Genomic DNA, 12,983 nt, shown 5'->3' on the forward strand with positions numbered 1-12,983 from the left:
TAGATGTCGACCCACAACATGACCGAAGTTCTGGTCGGCGGCGTCGTGCTGGCCTTCGCCATCGGCTTTGGCGTTTATGCCAGCCAGTCGACCGGCTGGTCTCAGGATACCTCTGGCTATGAACTGGGCGCCTCGTTCCGGTCGCTAGAAGGGGTTGGCGTGGGCACCGATGTACGGCTGGCCGGGGTCAAGATCGGTACGGTCACGAACGTCAAGCTGAACGCGGAAACCTACCGCGCCGATACCACCATCTCGGTGGCTGATGACATTCAGATCCCCGATGACAGCGCCATCGTGATCTCGTCCGAGGGCCTTCTGGGTGGCAACTTCGTCGAAGTCATGCCCGGTGGTTCGCCGTTCTATTTCGAGCCCGGCGATCAGATCGAGGACACGCAGGGCGCGGTCAGTCTGATCTCGTTGCTGGTCAAGTTCGTGGCCGGGGACAGCGCCGAATGATGATGCGTGCGGCCCTGTTTGTGCTGCTGGCGGCCGGCGCGGCCCAGGCACAGCAGAAGGTCACCTCAGGGGCCGGGGCTCTGCTGCGTGGGCTGGACAAGGTCAATGGCCAGACTGTCGACGTGCAGATGAAACCCGGCGAGACGGCCTCGATCTTCGGGCTGGATGTGGCGCTGGGGGATTGCCGGTATCCGACCGAGAACCCGACCGGCGACGCCTTTGCCTTTCTGACGATCTGGGAAAAGGGCGAGGCCGAACAGCTGTTCGATGGCTGGATGATCGCGACGTCGCCCGCGCTGAACGCCTTGGACCATTCCCGTTACGACGTCTGGGTGATCCGCTGTATCACGCCCTGAGGCGTTTGTGACAGCGGTGCGGTGAAATCAGCGCTGCCGGCGGTGGCCTGATCCAGAAGCCTGCGATATTCGTGCCGGGGAACCTCAATCGCCCCCAATGACGCCAGGTGCGCGGTCAGGAATTGCGTGTCGAACAGCTGAAACCCTGTCTGGCGCAGTCGGTCGACCAGATAGGCCAGTGCGATTTTTGATGCGTCCCTGCGGCGTGAGAACATGCTTTCCCCGAAGAAGGCCGCCCCCAGCGTCACACCGAAAACACCGCCGACCAAAGTGTCGCCCTCCCACAATTCCAGTGAATGGGCGTGGCCCGTCTCGTGCAGCTGCGCATACAGGCGGCGGAGTTGGCCGTTGATCCAGGTGTCGGCCCGGTCGGCGCAGCCGTCCACGACGGCCTGGAAATCGCGGTTGACGGTGACGGAGAAGCCACAGTTGCGGATGCGTCGACGCAGGCTGCGCGAAATATGGAACCCGTCCAGAGGGAACACGCCGCGCAGCCGAGGATCGACCCAGAAAAGCTCCGGATCGTTTCGATGCTCGGCCATCGGGAAGATGCCGACGGAATAGCCATGCAGCAGAAGGTCGGGCGTCAGGCTCATGCGGAGCCCGAGCGAAAGGCGCCCGGAGAGCATTTCTCCGGGCGGCCTGAATTACTGGGACATGTTCTCCGCAAGCCAGTGCTCCAGCCAGTGGATGTTGTAGTCGCCGCTGTGGATGTCGGGCTCTTGCAGCAGGGCGCGGAACAGCGGAATGGTGGTGTCGATGCCGTCCACGATCAGTTCGCCCAGGGCCCGGTTCAGGCGCGCCAGGGCTTCGGGGCGGTCGCGGCCGTGCACGATCAGCTTGCCGATCAGAGAGTCGTAGTAGGGCGGGATCGAGTACCCGTCATACAGGGCTGAATCCATCCGCACACCCAAGCCGCCCGGCGCGTGGTAGGCCGTGATCTTGCCCGGGCAAGGCGAGAAGTTGGGCAGTTTTTCCGCGTTGATCCGCACCTCGATTGCATGGCCGTTGATCTTGAGGTCGTCCTGACCGAAGGACATGGGCTCGCCCGCGGCTACAAGGATTTGCTCGCGCACCAGATCGACGCCGAAGATGGCCTCGGTCACGGGGTGTTCCACCTGCAGGCGGGTGTTCATCTCGATGAAATAGAACTCGCCGTTCTCATAGAGGAACTCGATCGTACCGGCGCCGATATAGTTGATCTTGGCAACTGCCTCGGCGCAGATCTTGCCGATGCGCGCGCGCTCCTCGGGGGTGATGCAGGGGCCTGGGGCCTCTTCGAACACCTTCTGGTGGCGCCGCTGCAGCGAGCAGTCGCGCTCGCCCAGATGGACCGCGTTGCCCTTGCCATCGCCAAAGACCTGGATCTCGATGTGGCGGGGCGTCGTCAGGTATTTCTCGATATAGACCTCGTCATTGCCGAAGGCAGCCTTGCCCTCGGCCCGTGCGGTCATGAACGCGCTTTCCATCTCGTCGGCGGTCTGGGCAACCTTCATTCCGCGCCCGCCGCCGCCGGCGGTGGCCTTGATGATGACCGGATAGCCGATTTCTTCACCGATCCGCTTGGCCGTGGCCAGATCGGGCACACCTCCGTCCGAGCCGGGCACGCAAGGCACGCCCAGTTCCTTCATCGTATCCTTGGCGGTGATCTTGTCGCCCATGATGCGGATGTGTTCCGCAGTGGGGCCAATGAAGGTGATGCCGTGGTCTTCGACGATCTGCACGAAATCGGCGTTTTCAGAGAGGAAGCCATAGCCGGGATGGATCGCCTGCGCGCCGGTGATCTCGCAAGCCGAGATGATGGCGGGAATGGATAGATAGCTTTGCGGGCTGGGTGCCGGGCCGATGCAGACGGATTCGTCGGCCATGCGCACATGCATGGCGTCGCTGTCGGCGGTCGAATGCACCGCGACCGTCGCAATCCCCATCTCGCGCGCGGCACGGATCACACGCAGGGCGATCTCGCCTCGGTTGGCAATCAGGATCTTGTCGAACATGGGCCCGCCTTACTCGATGATGACCAGAGGTGTGCCGAACTCCACCGCGTCGCCGTCGGCGACCAAAATGCGTTTGACGGTGCCCGACTTGGGGGCGTGGATGTGGTTCATAGTCTTCATCGCCTCGACGATCAGCAGCGTGTCGCCTTCGGAAACCGATGCGCCCACGGTCACGAACGGGGCCGCGCCCGGTTCGGGCTGCATGTAGACGGTGCCGACCATGGGCGAGGTGACGGCACCGGGGTGGCTGGCCGGATCGTCGGCCGGAGTGGCGGCCTCGGCCGGGGCGGCGGCCGGTGCCGCCGGAGCAGCGGGCGCCGCCGGGGCAGCGGCCGGTACCGCCACCTGAACCGGTGCCGCGGGCGCCGGAGCGACACGGCTGACGCGCACGTTCAGGCTGTCTTCCTCGCCATATTCCCGTTTGACCTGCAGTTCCGTCAGATCGTTTTCGCGCAGCAATTCAGCCAATGCCTTGATGAACGCCACATCCGCTTCGTGTCTGGTATCTGTCATGAGTGTCCTCGAAGGTTCCCCTATGGCCCGTCTGTCTGCGCGGGCTTTGCTCAATTACGCTGCGTTATAGGGCAACGCGACGGCCATGAAAAGCGCAGTCTGGGCTGGGTTCGGCCATGAAACGCCAGCACAGCGTCGGCTAAAGTGGGGTGCCCGATAGCTTGGCCACCAATTCAGGCAGCTTGCGGGCGCCGAACTTTTCCAGAAGCCGAGCGCGATAGGCCTCGATGGTGCGGTAGCTGAGCCCAAGTTCGGCGCCGATCTCCTTGGCCGACAGGCCGCGGCACGACAGGATGGCAACCTCGCGTTCGCGCTTGGTCAGCTCGACCAGTGGGCGCTCTTCGGAAATGTCGGAAAAGCTCCAGATTCCATGGCGAAACGGGTCGTCGGGCGTCAGCGAGCGCCCGCGTGCCCGGCACCAGAACAGGTCGCCATTGCGGCGACGCATCACCCGCTCATCGGAGTAATATCCCGTGTCGCGCATCACCTGCAGGCTGCGGGCGCCTATCCTCTCCCAATCGGCGACCGAAGGGTAGAGATGCAGCAACGGCATGTTCCGATAGTCGGTCTCCTCGCCGCCGAAGGTGCGGGCGAATTGCAGGTTGCAGCGCCGGATGATCCGGTTCTCAAGTTCGACCAGGCCGATGGGCGCATATTCGAATGCGGGATCGCTCATGCCGGTATGGTGGCGGGATTTTCGGCCGAATTGAAGGAGAGAGTTGCCCACGCGTCGCAAGACTTCGGCAGGAATTGAGTAAATCCTGTAAATCAGGTTTGAAAACACTCGCGTAACCCCTTTAAATCAAGGCAGGTATCAGCAAAACCTGTCTTGGAGCGGTGTGCTTGCCGGGCATCAGCTGAGGAGGAAGATCATTGTGAGAGATATGTTGACCGGAAGTCGTATCCGCGAGAGGCGCCAGATTTCCGGGCTGAAGCAGGCGCAGCTGGCGCGCCAGGTGGGAATTTCGGCATCCTATCTAAACCTGATCGAACACAACCGGCGCAGAATCGGCGGTAAGCTTCTGGTCGACATCGCGGCGGCACTTTCGGTCGAGCCGTCGGTGCTGACCCAGGGGGTCGAGGCCACGCTGATCGCGGCCCTGCGCGAAGCCGCTGCCGACGCGGTGGGGCAACGCGCCGAGATCGATTCGCTTGACGAATTTGCCGGACGGTTTCCGGGCTGGGCCGGTGTGCTGGCCCAGATGCACCGTCGTGTGGTGTCGCTTGAACGTACGGTCGAGACCCTGTCGGACCGGCTGACCCACGACCCGCATCTGGCGGGCTCGATGCACGAGGTCCTGTCGACGGCAGCTGCGATCCGCTCGACTGCCGCGATTCTGGCCGAACCCGGCGAACTGGATGCCGAGTGGCGCGACCGGTTCCATCGCAACCTGCACCAGGATGCCGAGCGCCTGGCGGAAAGCTCGAAGGCCCTGGTCGCCTATCTGGATCAAAGCGAAAGTCCCGGCGACCGGCGCGGATTGCCCATGGAGGAAGTCGAGGCCTTTTTGGACCAGCGCGGATTTCACCTGCCCGAGCTGGAGGGCGGTGAATACGGCGATGACATGGTGCAGCATGGTCTGCGGTCGGCGGCGGCCAAGTCGCTGGTCCGGCAGGTGCTGAAGCAATATGCGCAGGACGCGCGGGCCATGCCTTTGGGCCGGCTGCGCGAGGCCCTGCAAGCGGATGGGCTGGATCCGCTGACACTTGCCGCGCGGTTTTCGGTCGATCTGGCCACGGTGCTGCGGCGGCTGGCCTTCCTGCCCGAGGATGTGTTGCCGCGACCGGCGGGATTGGCGGTGTGCGATTCGTCCGGCAGCATCATCCTGCTCAAGCATGTCCCCGGTTTCGCCATGCCCCGGCACGGCGATGCCTGCCCTTTATGGCCCGTGTTCTCTGCGTTGAACCGGCCCTTGGTGCCGGTTCACAGCCGTGTCACCCTTCTGGGCCGCAGCGCCGCCGAGTTCGAGTGTTTCGCCATCGCCTGGCCGCAGCCCGTTTCGGGGTTCGGACGCGAGCCGGTCTATCGCTCGGTGATGCTGGTGGTGCCGCCGGGCGACGACAAGACCCAGTCAGGGGCAGAGGTGCAGGTCGGGGCAAGCTGCCGGATCTGCCCCAAGACGGACTGCGCCGCCCGGCGCGAGCCGTCGATTCTGAGTGAAGGTTTTTGACAGTTTCGCGACGCACCGCTTAATCTGCATGCGACCGTCCGCCAAACGTCGCGGCCGGTCTTGGGGAGGGAATACCAACATGAGCCGCAGGGTTCTTTTGATCGAGGATGAGCCGAACATCACCGAGGCCATCCGGTTTCTGCTGACCCGCGAAGGGTGGGTGGTGGAAACCCATGCCGAAGGTGGGAACGCGGTCGAGACGATTCTGGCTGCGCGGCCCGATCTGGTCATATTGGACGTGATGCTGCCCGGCAAAAGCGGCATGGACGTGCTGCGCGAACTGCGCGAGCACGCCGACATGAAGGCGCTGCCGGTCCTGATGCTGACCGCCCGCGGACAATCGCGCGACCGCGAGATGGCCGAGAAGGCCGGGGTCAGCCGGTTCATGACCAAACCGTTTTCGAATGTCGAAGTGCTGACCGCCGTACGAGACCTGTACGCACAGGCGTCGCGGTCATGAGCGCGCCCGGCCCCGGGCGACCGACAGCAGAGGGGCCGCGCCCGTCGGTCTTTTTGGAGCGCCAAAGCTATCGCCGCCGCCGGTTGGCGGATGCGGCGCGAATGCTGCCCTTTCTGGGCGCTGCTCTGGTCGTGATCCCGTTGTTGTGGCCGCGCGCCGATGTCGAGGGGCAGGGGATGCCACTGTCGTCCGCCATGCTGTACATCTTCATCAGCTGGGCCGGGATGATCGCGGTCAGTTTCCTGTTCGGTCTGGCGGCGCGGCGCATGGCTGCGCGTGAAGACGCCAGTTCTGAGGGTGCCCCATGGCGACCATGAACATTCTGATCCTGGTCTGTCTGGGCTATGTGGTGCTGCTATTCGGCGTCGCCTTCGCAGCCGACCGGATGGCCGCGGCCGGACGCGGCCGCTGGCTGCGCTCGCCCTTGATCTACACCCTGTCGCTGTCGATCTACTGCACGGCTTGGACGTTCTATGGCGCCGTGGGCAGCGCGGCCCGGTCGGGTTTGGAATTCGTCACGATCTATCTTGGTCCGACCCTGGTGATGATCAGCTGGTGGTGGGGCCTGCGCAAACTTGTGCGGGTGGGGCGCAGTCAGCGGGTGACCTCGATCGCCGACCTGATCTCGTCGCGCTACGGCAAGTCGAACACGCTGGCGATCTGCGTCACGATCCTAGCCGTGCTGGGGGGCACCCCGTATATCGCGCTTCAGTTGCAGTCGATCACGTTGTCCTTCTCGATCTTCGCCGAGGCTGACCCGTCGGGCCTATACCGCGAAGGGGCCAGCGTGTTCTGGGTGGCGGCCGGGCTGGCGGTGTTTGCAATTTTGTTCGGCACCCGCAACCTCGATGCGAACGAACGACATCACGGCGTGGTCACGGCCATTGCGTTGGAATCGGTGGTCAAACTGTTTGCGCTGCTGGCGGTGGGCATCTTCGTCGTCTGGGGCATTGCCGGCGGAGTGACTCCGATGATGGAGCGGATCGACGCCTCGGAGATCGGGCGCTGGAATGTGGATGCGGGGCGGTGGATGACGATCACCTTCCTGTCGGCTGCGGCCTTCGTCTGCCTGCCGCGTATGTTCCAGGTGATGGTTGTCGAAAACGACGACGAGGCGCATCTGCGTACGGCCGCCTGGGCCTTTCCGTTGTACCTGCTGTTGATGAGCCTGTTCGTGGTTCCCATCGCCGTTGTCGGGCTGGATCTGCTGCCGGCCGGGTCAAACCCCGATCTGTTCGTGCTGACCGTACCCCTGTCGCAGGGCAATGACTGGCTTGCGATGCTGTCCTTCATCGGCGGGTTTTCCTCGGCCACGTCAATGGTGATCGTCACCGCCATGGCGCTGTCGACGATGGTGTCGAACCATGTGGTCATGCCGATCTGGCTGAACACGCGCGAGCGGCGAAGCTCGATTTCCGGTGATGTGCGCAACGTGGTTCTCATGGCGCGCCGGATTTCGATCGCCGCGATCATGGCGTTGGGCTTTTTCTACTATCGTCTGTCCGGCGGCGGGGCGGCGCTGGCCTCGATCGGATTGGTGGCCTTTGCCGGGATCTCGCAGATCCTGCCCGCGCTGGTCGGCGGGCTTTTCTGGCGCGGCGCCACCCGGACCGGCGCGTTGGTCGGGCTGAGCGTGGGGTTCTGCCTGTGGGTCTACACGCTGCTGCTGCCGGGAATGGGCGGGGGCATCATGTCCGCGTCCGTTATCGAAAACGGCCCGTTCGGCATGGGTTGGCTGCGGCCGCAGGCCCTGTTCGGGTTGGAGGGTCTGGACCCGATGACCCATACGGTTCTGTGGTCGCTGTCGCTGAACGCGCTGGCCTTCTGCGTGGCTTCACTGCTCAGCTTTCCTAGCCCTTTGGAACGCCTTCAGGGCGCGCAGTTCGTCAACGTGTTCGACCACTCGGTGGCGCCCGGCGGTTGGACCGGATCGGTGGCGCAGAGCGAAGACCTGATGATCATGACCCAGCGGATACTTGGCGCAGCCCCCGCGCAGGAGTTCTTTCAGGCCGAAGCCGAACGCCAGGGCGTTCGCGGCCGCCTGCCCGAGCCTACGCCCGGCTTCCTCGAACGGCTCGAGCGCGAGCTGAGCGGGTCGGTCGGCGCGGCGACGGCCCACGCAATGATCGGGCAGATCGTGGGCGGGTCTTCGGTGTCGGTCGAGGACCTTCTGGCGGTGGCCGACGAATCGGCTCAGCTGCTGGAATACTCCAGCCAGCTCGAGGCGAAATCGGCCGAGCTCACCCGGACCGCCCGCAAGCTGCGGGAAGCGAATGAGAAGCTGACTCAGATTTCAATGCAGAAGGATGCCTTTCTGGGGCAGGTCAGCCACGAACTGCGCACGCCCATGACTTCGATCCGGGCGTTTTCCGAGATCATGCGCGATACCGACGGTCTGAGTGCGGATGAAACCCGCCACTACGCCACCATCATCCATGACGAGGCGCTGCGCCTGACCCGCCTGCTGGATGATCTGCTGGATCTCAGCGTGCTGGAAAACGGGCAGGTCAATCTGAACATGGGCGACGCCAGCCTGCGGACGGTTTTGGACCGCGCGGTGTCCACTGCTTTGGCTGGGGCCGAACGGCGGTTGAAAGTGCGTCGGTCACTGCCTTCCGAACGCGTTGCACTGCACACTGACCTGGACCGGCTGGGGCAGGTATTCATCAACCTGATCTCGAATGCGCAGAAATACTGCGACGCCGCCGAGCCGACGCTGACCATTTCCGCCCATGATGTGGGCGGGCAGCTCGTGATCGATTTTGTCGACAATGGCAGCGGCGTGCCGGCTGATGCGCAGTCCATGGTGTTTGAGAAGTTCGCGCGTGTGGGGTTCGACAAGGCCGGAGGCGCCGGGCTGGGCCTGGCGATCTGCCGCGAGATCATGCAGCGGCTGGGGGGCGAGATCGTCTATCTGCCGGGCCAGGGCGGAGCGGCGTTTCGGGTCAGCTTGCCGCTGGCACATCGGCAGGCGGCGCAATGACGTCAGCCTAAAGACATTGGTAACGTTCCGGGGTGTAGACCTGAGGGCGAAGTGTTTCAAAACGATGGAACGATGTGATGTCGAAATCGGTCAGCTCTGTGCTGGCGCGCAAATTGTCTGCGACTCAGCGTGGTACGATGGCGGCGTCCCGAGCCGTTCTGCGGGCTCTGCGTTTGGCGCTGGCGCGGTCCGCCGTCGAAGGTTTTCGCCTTGCGATTTCGGTGATCGGTGCAAAGCAGGCTGGCCGTAAGGCCGAAAACCTGACCGAAGGGCTGGATGAAAGCTGGCTGTTTCTGCTGGTCGCTGCCGGTGAGGAGCGCCTTGCAGCTGTTGCACTCGATCCGGGTTTGGTGTCGGCTGCGATCCAGCAACAGACGATTGGCGAGGTCTTGCCCGATCCGCCCGAGCCGCGCCCCTTCACCGATACCGATGCCGCAATCGTCGCGCCGCTGATCGACGGCATGTTCGCCCGCGCGACGGAATTGCTTGAGGATCCGCAGGATGTCGCGCTCCTGTCAGGGTATGAATACGTCTCACGCGCGGCGGATCTGAGGGCGGTTTCCCTGGCCTTGGTCCAGGAGGCATACGGCCGATATGAGCTGACCGTCGAACTGAGCCGAGGTGCCCGGCAGGGGATGGCCGTCATGCTGCTGCCCGATCCGTCGGACTGTCCAGGCCCTGACGATTCACGCAGCAATCCCGCCGAGAAGCTTCTGGCCGAGGCCGCGGGCATCATGCGGGCGGAACTGAACGCCGTGATCACCCGGTTGCAATTGCCCTTGGCGGAACTCTCCGGGTTGAGCGCCGGAGATGTGCTACCGCTGACGGGGGCCAGGCTGGGGCAAATCGATGTAGTGTCCATCGATCGGGCGCGTGTGGGCACTGGCCGATTGGGCCAATGCGGCGGCATGCGCGCGCTGCGTCTGACTGGCAAAACAGTGAGCCCGTCCGTTTCGGCCAAGGATGCCGGGGCATTTGTCGAGCATGCGGGGAACAGGTTCGGCCCTGACAAATCAGAGCCCCTGCAGATGGACGAATCCGAGTCGGTACATGACGTTCTGGTCTCGGAAACGTCTGTGTCCGAACTGGACCGCGACGACCTGGATGCGATCGGAACGGATCAGCTGGCCGAGAAGATCTCGGAATTGTCGGGCTTGCCCGTGACCCGTTCGTCTTCTTGACGGGAAAGTCCGGCGATCAGGCGGTCGGGCGCATCTGTTCCAAGGCCGGGCGGAGCTGTTCAAGTTCATACCCGGCCTTGCGGGTGGCTTCGAGAATCTCGTCCACCGGCAGGCTGTCCGTCTGCCCAAGTGCCCAGACAACCGAGCACCGCGTACCTGATGCGCAATAGGCCAGAACCGGACCGGGGCCGCTTTCGATCAGCGTTTTCTGGTGGGACACGTTGACCGGAGTCATCGTCTGATGAGTCAGTTCCAGCACCTCGAACTCCAGTCCGGCCTCGCGTATGGCGCGTCCGATCACGTCGGACTGCATGTGCGGCGGCACTTCGGCATTGGGCCTGTTGCAGATGACCTTTGCAAAACCCGCAGCCTTGATCGCAGGGATGTCCTCGACCGTGATCTGCGGTGAAACTGAATAGCGGGGCGTGATTTGGCGAATTTCCATGCCGAAGCTTTAGGCTGCGTTTCCGGTTCTGTCCAGTTTTCACGCGTCGGTTAGGGTCAGACCGTTTTTGATGTCCGTCAAGGGCCGTTGCGTCATGATGGTGTAGTATCCATGGTATCATTTCTTGGTGAGGGGCTCGCGATGCGCAAAAACCTGCCAGAGGGCCGAGGCTTGGATGGCGGTTCGCAAAGCCCCTCCCCATATCAGGGATGCTGGCAACATGCGGGAGGATGCCGATGACTGCACATGATTTCTCTGCCGAGATCGCGAGGTTGGAAAGAAAATTGCGTGGGGCAAACCTGGAAACACGCCTGGCCCTTCAGCCGTCGGTAAGCAAGGTCATTGATCGCATGCGCGCGAAAGGCGTGCCCGTCCCGACTCGGCTGCGCCTGTTGGATGCCGCCTTGGCTGAGGACGCCCTTGAGGCGAAATTCGACAATCTGCCGATCTGAGAGGGCCTTCAGCCCAGGGAAATCCCCAGAATCACCAGCATCAGACCGATGACGGATAGAAACAGCGCGCCCAAGTTCCAGGGGAGAACGCCTTGGACCGTTGCGCGCAGTTCGTCATCCGACAGGTTTGACCTGCGCGCCTTCATCACGCGAAGGATGCACCAGACCAAGCCTGCAAGCCCCGCGACGGACAGGCTTGCGCCGCCCCAGATGAAAAAGTCGAACATGGCTCGCCTCGTGTTTCATGCCGTGCAGTTGCGGATACCGGATCGTCCGGGGCGGCACAAGTCACGGCTTGGCTGGTCTCTTGCGACCGCTGCCGCCCCGATGTATCCGGCAGGGTGACCGTCACGCCGGAAACACCAATCACCACTTGGGAGAGACGCCAATGGAAGACATGACCGAAAACCAGGCCGCAGCGAACTATCGCGTCACCGCTGGCGAGTTGCGCCAGTTCATCGAGCGGTTCGAGCGTCTGGAGGCCGAAAAGAAAGACATCGCGGATCAGCAAAAGGAAGTGATGGCCGAGGCCAAGGCCCGCGGTTACGACACCAAGGTCATGCGTAAAGTCATCGCGCTGCGCAAGCGCGACAAGGACGATATCGCCGAGGAAGAGGCGGTGTTGGAAATGTACAAGGAAGCTTTGGGCATGTAGCCGCGGCGTGCCATGCCGGGCGGTGCGGGCCTCAGAGGCCCAGAACACGTATGCCCGGCATGGATTTAAGCCGCGCAAGGTCCTGTGCATACAGTTCCGTAAAGGCCTCGACGATGTCCGTATTCCACCCGGGCAGGTCCAGTTCTTCCTCAACCTCATGCGGCAGCGCGTGATCTTCGAACAAGGCGGAAAGATCGGCCAGAAGGGCCGGTCGTTCACCCGCGTTTTCCGGCCGGATCAGTTCTTCCAGCCTGTCGCGGCCTTCATTGTCCAACAGCGATGTCAGCAGCGCAAATTCGTTCTCGATCGGCGTTTCGCGAGGCAGGCCACAGATGGCACGGACGATATCTCCGAAAATCACCGGCAGATCTTCGTTGGCCCAAAGGGTGATGGCCACGTTCGGCGCGAGGTCGCGGATGTCCTCGATCATCGTCAGCCAACTCAGGCAACTGACATCGGTGTTTGCCAAGGTTTCGGCCCGATCCTCGGGCGGCAAGGCCATCAGGACCTTGGGGATGAAGCTTCCGGGGTTCCTCACGCCGACAAAAAGCTCAATCCCGGCCGGCGCAAAGGTTTGCTCGAGAAATGCCACGCGTTGACCGGCCAAGGGATAGAATTGCCCATCCCTCAAGGCCGTGGGAGTCTCTCCGATGAAGTCCGGGGATGTCAAAACGGTTCTTTGATACTCGATGTCGTCCGGTATCAAGCTGCGAAGTCGATCGACGGTTTCCGGCTCCACTTGGCCGTTGGCCAGGTCTTGCAAGGGCGACATGAACAGCTGACGACAGCGTCGCGGTCCATACAGCACGACGCCGACATCGGTCAGAAGGTCGGAATTCGCGCGCAGGGCATGAAGCAGAAGGCCCTCGTCGGTGAAATCTGCGCCAGAATGAATGGCTAGATGCATTGCTGATGCGGTCCTGCGGTTTCCGGTCTTTGTTCATCGGGTACAGTCTGTTTGGGATGAGGTCAAACCTACAGGGCAATTCGAGACCGGCCACGCGTCTTGCCGGATACGATCCGGCAAACAAGTTGGAGATTCAGGCTTGCAGTCTGTAACGCGAGGCGGTAACCGACATTCGGAGCCCCTATAGCTCAGCTGGTAGAGCAACTGATTTGTAATCAGTAGGTCCGCGGTTCGAGTCCGTGTGGGGGCACCAGGATCTTTTCTCTGAGCCCCTGTACATATTGGCAACAACCTCCTGCTTTGTTGATGCCAAGCCATTTGGGAACATCTGCACTGCCTCCGAGCCGGCTTGCAGACCGGCAGTGATCTCCTCGACACTCAAGGTATTAAGCGCGGTCTTGCCCGTC

16 protein-coding genes and 1 tRNA gene are annotated in these 12,983 nt (G+C 62.8%); 10 read left to right on the forward strand and 7 right to left on the reverse strand.

Annotation, left to right across the window (positions count from 1 at the left end; all coding sequences use genetic code 11):
• The first annotated feature begins 3 nt into the window (after window positions 1-3).
• Both mlaD and AC2FMN_RS08075 read left to right on the forward strand, forming a co-directional pair.
• The gene (mlaD, locus tag AC2FMN_RS08070) at window positions 4-456 is read left to right on the forward strand and encodes an outer membrane lipid asymmetry maintenance protein MlaD (protein ID WP_496678477.1); all 453 of its coding nucleotides are present in this window, start codon (window positions 4-6) and stop codon (window positions 454-456) included.
• Window positions 453-812 carry a DUF2155 domain-containing protein gene (locus AC2FMN_RS08075; protein WP_149777006.1) on the forward strand — a complete coding sequence of 120 codons (360 nt, stop codon included), beginning with the start codon at window positions 453-455 and terminating at the stop codon, window positions 810-812. Before mlaD ends, AC2FMN_RS08075 begins: the two co-directional genes overlap by 4 nt.
• Here the strand turns inward: AC2FMN_RS08075 and aat are convergent.
• The 4 genes from aat to AC2FMN_RS08095 form a co-directional block, all read right to left on the reverse strand.
• Window positions 776-1,408, reverse strand: coding sequence for a leucyl/phenylalanyl-tRNA--protein transferase (gene aat, locus AC2FMN_RS08080; protein ID WP_496687327.1), 633 nt, complete (start codon window positions 1,406-1,408; stop codon window positions 776-778). The genes AC2FMN_RS08075 and aat overlap by 37 nt on opposite strands.
• A gap of 51 nt (window positions 1,409-1,459) precedes the next feature.
• Entirely contained in the window at window positions 1,460-2,809 is a 1,350-nt protein-coding gene (gene accC, locus AC2FMN_RS08085; protein ID WP_496678473.1) for an acetyl-CoA carboxylase biotin carboxylase subunit, read from the reverse strand.
• A 9-nt stretch (window positions 2,810-2,818) separates the two neighbouring features.
• Window positions 2,819-3,322, reverse strand: coding sequence for an acetyl-CoA carboxylase biotin carboxyl carrier protein (gene accB, locus AC2FMN_RS08090; RefSeq protein ID WP_496687329.1), 504 nt, complete (start codon window positions 3,320-3,322; stop codon window positions 2,819-2,821).
• Window positions 3,323-3,461: 139 nt separating this feature from the next.
• Complete coding sequence (locus tag AC2FMN_RS08095; protein WP_149777010.1) at window positions 3,462-3,998, reverse strand: LuxR C-terminal-related transcriptional regulator; 537 nt, start codon at window positions 3,996-3,998, stop codon at window positions 3,462-3,464.
• A 196-nt stretch (window positions 3,999-4,194) separates the two neighbouring features.
• Here AC2FMN_RS08095 and AC2FMN_RS08100 point away from each other — a divergent pair, with 196 nt between their 5' ends.
• The 5 genes from AC2FMN_RS08100 to AC2FMN_RS08120 all read left to right on the forward strand — a co-directional run bounded on the left by AC2FMN_RS08100 (window position 4,195) and on the right by AC2FMN_RS08120 (window position 10,117).
• Window positions 4,195-5,493: a short-chain fatty acyl-CoA regulator family protein gene (locus tag AC2FMN_RS08100; protein ID WP_496687415.1), complete on the forward strand. Its 1,299-nt coding sequence runs from the start codon at window positions 4,195-4,197 to the stop codon at window positions 5,491-5,493.
• Window positions 5,494-5,572: 79 nt separating this feature from the next.
• A complete protein-coding gene (locus tag AC2FMN_RS08105) occupies window positions 5,573-5,953 on the forward strand; it encodes a response regulator transcription factor (RefSeq protein WP_496678470.1) in 381 nt (126 codons plus the stop codon).
• Entirely contained in the window at window positions 5,950-6,270 is a 321-nt protein-coding gene (locus AC2FMN_RS08110; RefSeq protein WP_496687331.1) for a hypothetical protein, read from the forward strand. Before AC2FMN_RS08105 ends, AC2FMN_RS08110 begins: the two co-directional genes overlap by 4 nt.
• The gene (locus AC2FMN_RS08115; protein ID WP_496678466.1) at window positions 6,258-8,936 is read left to right on the forward strand and encodes an ATP-binding protein; all 2,679 of its coding nucleotides are present in this window, start codon (window positions 6,258-6,260) and stop codon (window positions 8,934-8,936) included. Before AC2FMN_RS08110 ends, AC2FMN_RS08115 begins: the two co-directional genes overlap by 13 nt.
• Before the next feature lie 77 nt (window positions 8,937-9,013).
• Window positions 9,014-10,117 (forward strand): flagellar motor switch protein FliM, encoded by a 1,104-nt coding sequence (locus AC2FMN_RS08120; protein WP_496687333.1) that lies wholly within the window; start codon window positions 9,014-9,016, stop codon window positions 10,115-10,117.
• A 16-nt stretch (window positions 10,118-10,133) separates the two neighbouring features.
• Here the strand turns inward: AC2FMN_RS08120 and AC2FMN_RS08125 are convergent, their stop codons facing one another.
• Complete coding sequence (locus tag AC2FMN_RS08125; protein ID WP_496678463.1) at window positions 10,134-10,562, reverse strand: protein tyrosine phosphatase family protein; 429 nt, start codon at window positions 10,560-10,562, stop codon at window positions 10,134-10,136.
• 230 nt (window positions 10,563-10,792) lie between these two features.
• Here AC2FMN_RS08125 and AC2FMN_RS08130 point away from each other — a divergent pair, with 230 nt between their 5' ends.
• Complete coding sequence (locus tag AC2FMN_RS08130; RefSeq protein ID WP_496687334.1) at window positions 10,793-11,014, forward strand: hypothetical protein; 222 nt, start codon at window positions 10,793-10,795, stop codon at window positions 11,012-11,014.
• 8 nt (window positions 11,015-11,022) lie between these two features.
• On the opposite strand, the gene AC2FMN_RS08135 is transcribed toward AC2FMN_RS08130, so the two are convergent.
• On the reverse strand, window positions 11,023-11,241 hold the full coding sequence (locus AC2FMN_RS08135; protein ID WP_490362563.1) for a hypothetical protein: 219 nt from the start codon (window positions 11,239-11,241) through the stop codon (window positions 11,023-11,025).
• A 161-nt stretch (window positions 11,242-11,402) separates the two neighbouring features.
• Here AC2FMN_RS08135 and AC2FMN_RS08140 point away from each other — a divergent pair, with 161 nt between their 5' ends.
• The gene (locus AC2FMN_RS08140) at window positions 11,403-11,669 is read left to right on the forward strand and encodes a DUF2312 domain-containing protein (RefSeq protein WP_149777019.1); all 267 of its coding nucleotides are present in this window, start codon (window positions 11,403-11,405) and stop codon (window positions 11,667-11,669) included.
• 31 nt (window positions 11,670-11,700) lie between these two features.
• Here the strand turns inward: AC2FMN_RS08140 and AC2FMN_RS08145 are convergent, their stop codons facing one another.
• Window positions 11,701-12,576 carry a hypothetical protein gene (locus AC2FMN_RS08145; protein WP_496687335.1) on the reverse strand — a complete coding sequence of 292 codons (876 nt, stop codon included), beginning with the start codon at window positions 12,574-12,576 and terminating at the stop codon, window positions 11,701-11,703.
• A 177-nt stretch (window positions 12,577-12,753) separates the two neighbouring features.
• Here AC2FMN_RS08145 and AC2FMN_RS08150 point away from each other — a divergent pair.
• Window positions 12,754-12,829, forward strand: a tRNA-Thr gene (locus tag AC2FMN_RS08150).
• Window positions 12,830-12,983: the final 154 nt, after the last annotated feature.

The organism is Ruegeria sp. BHSC037 (assembly GCF_059613045.1).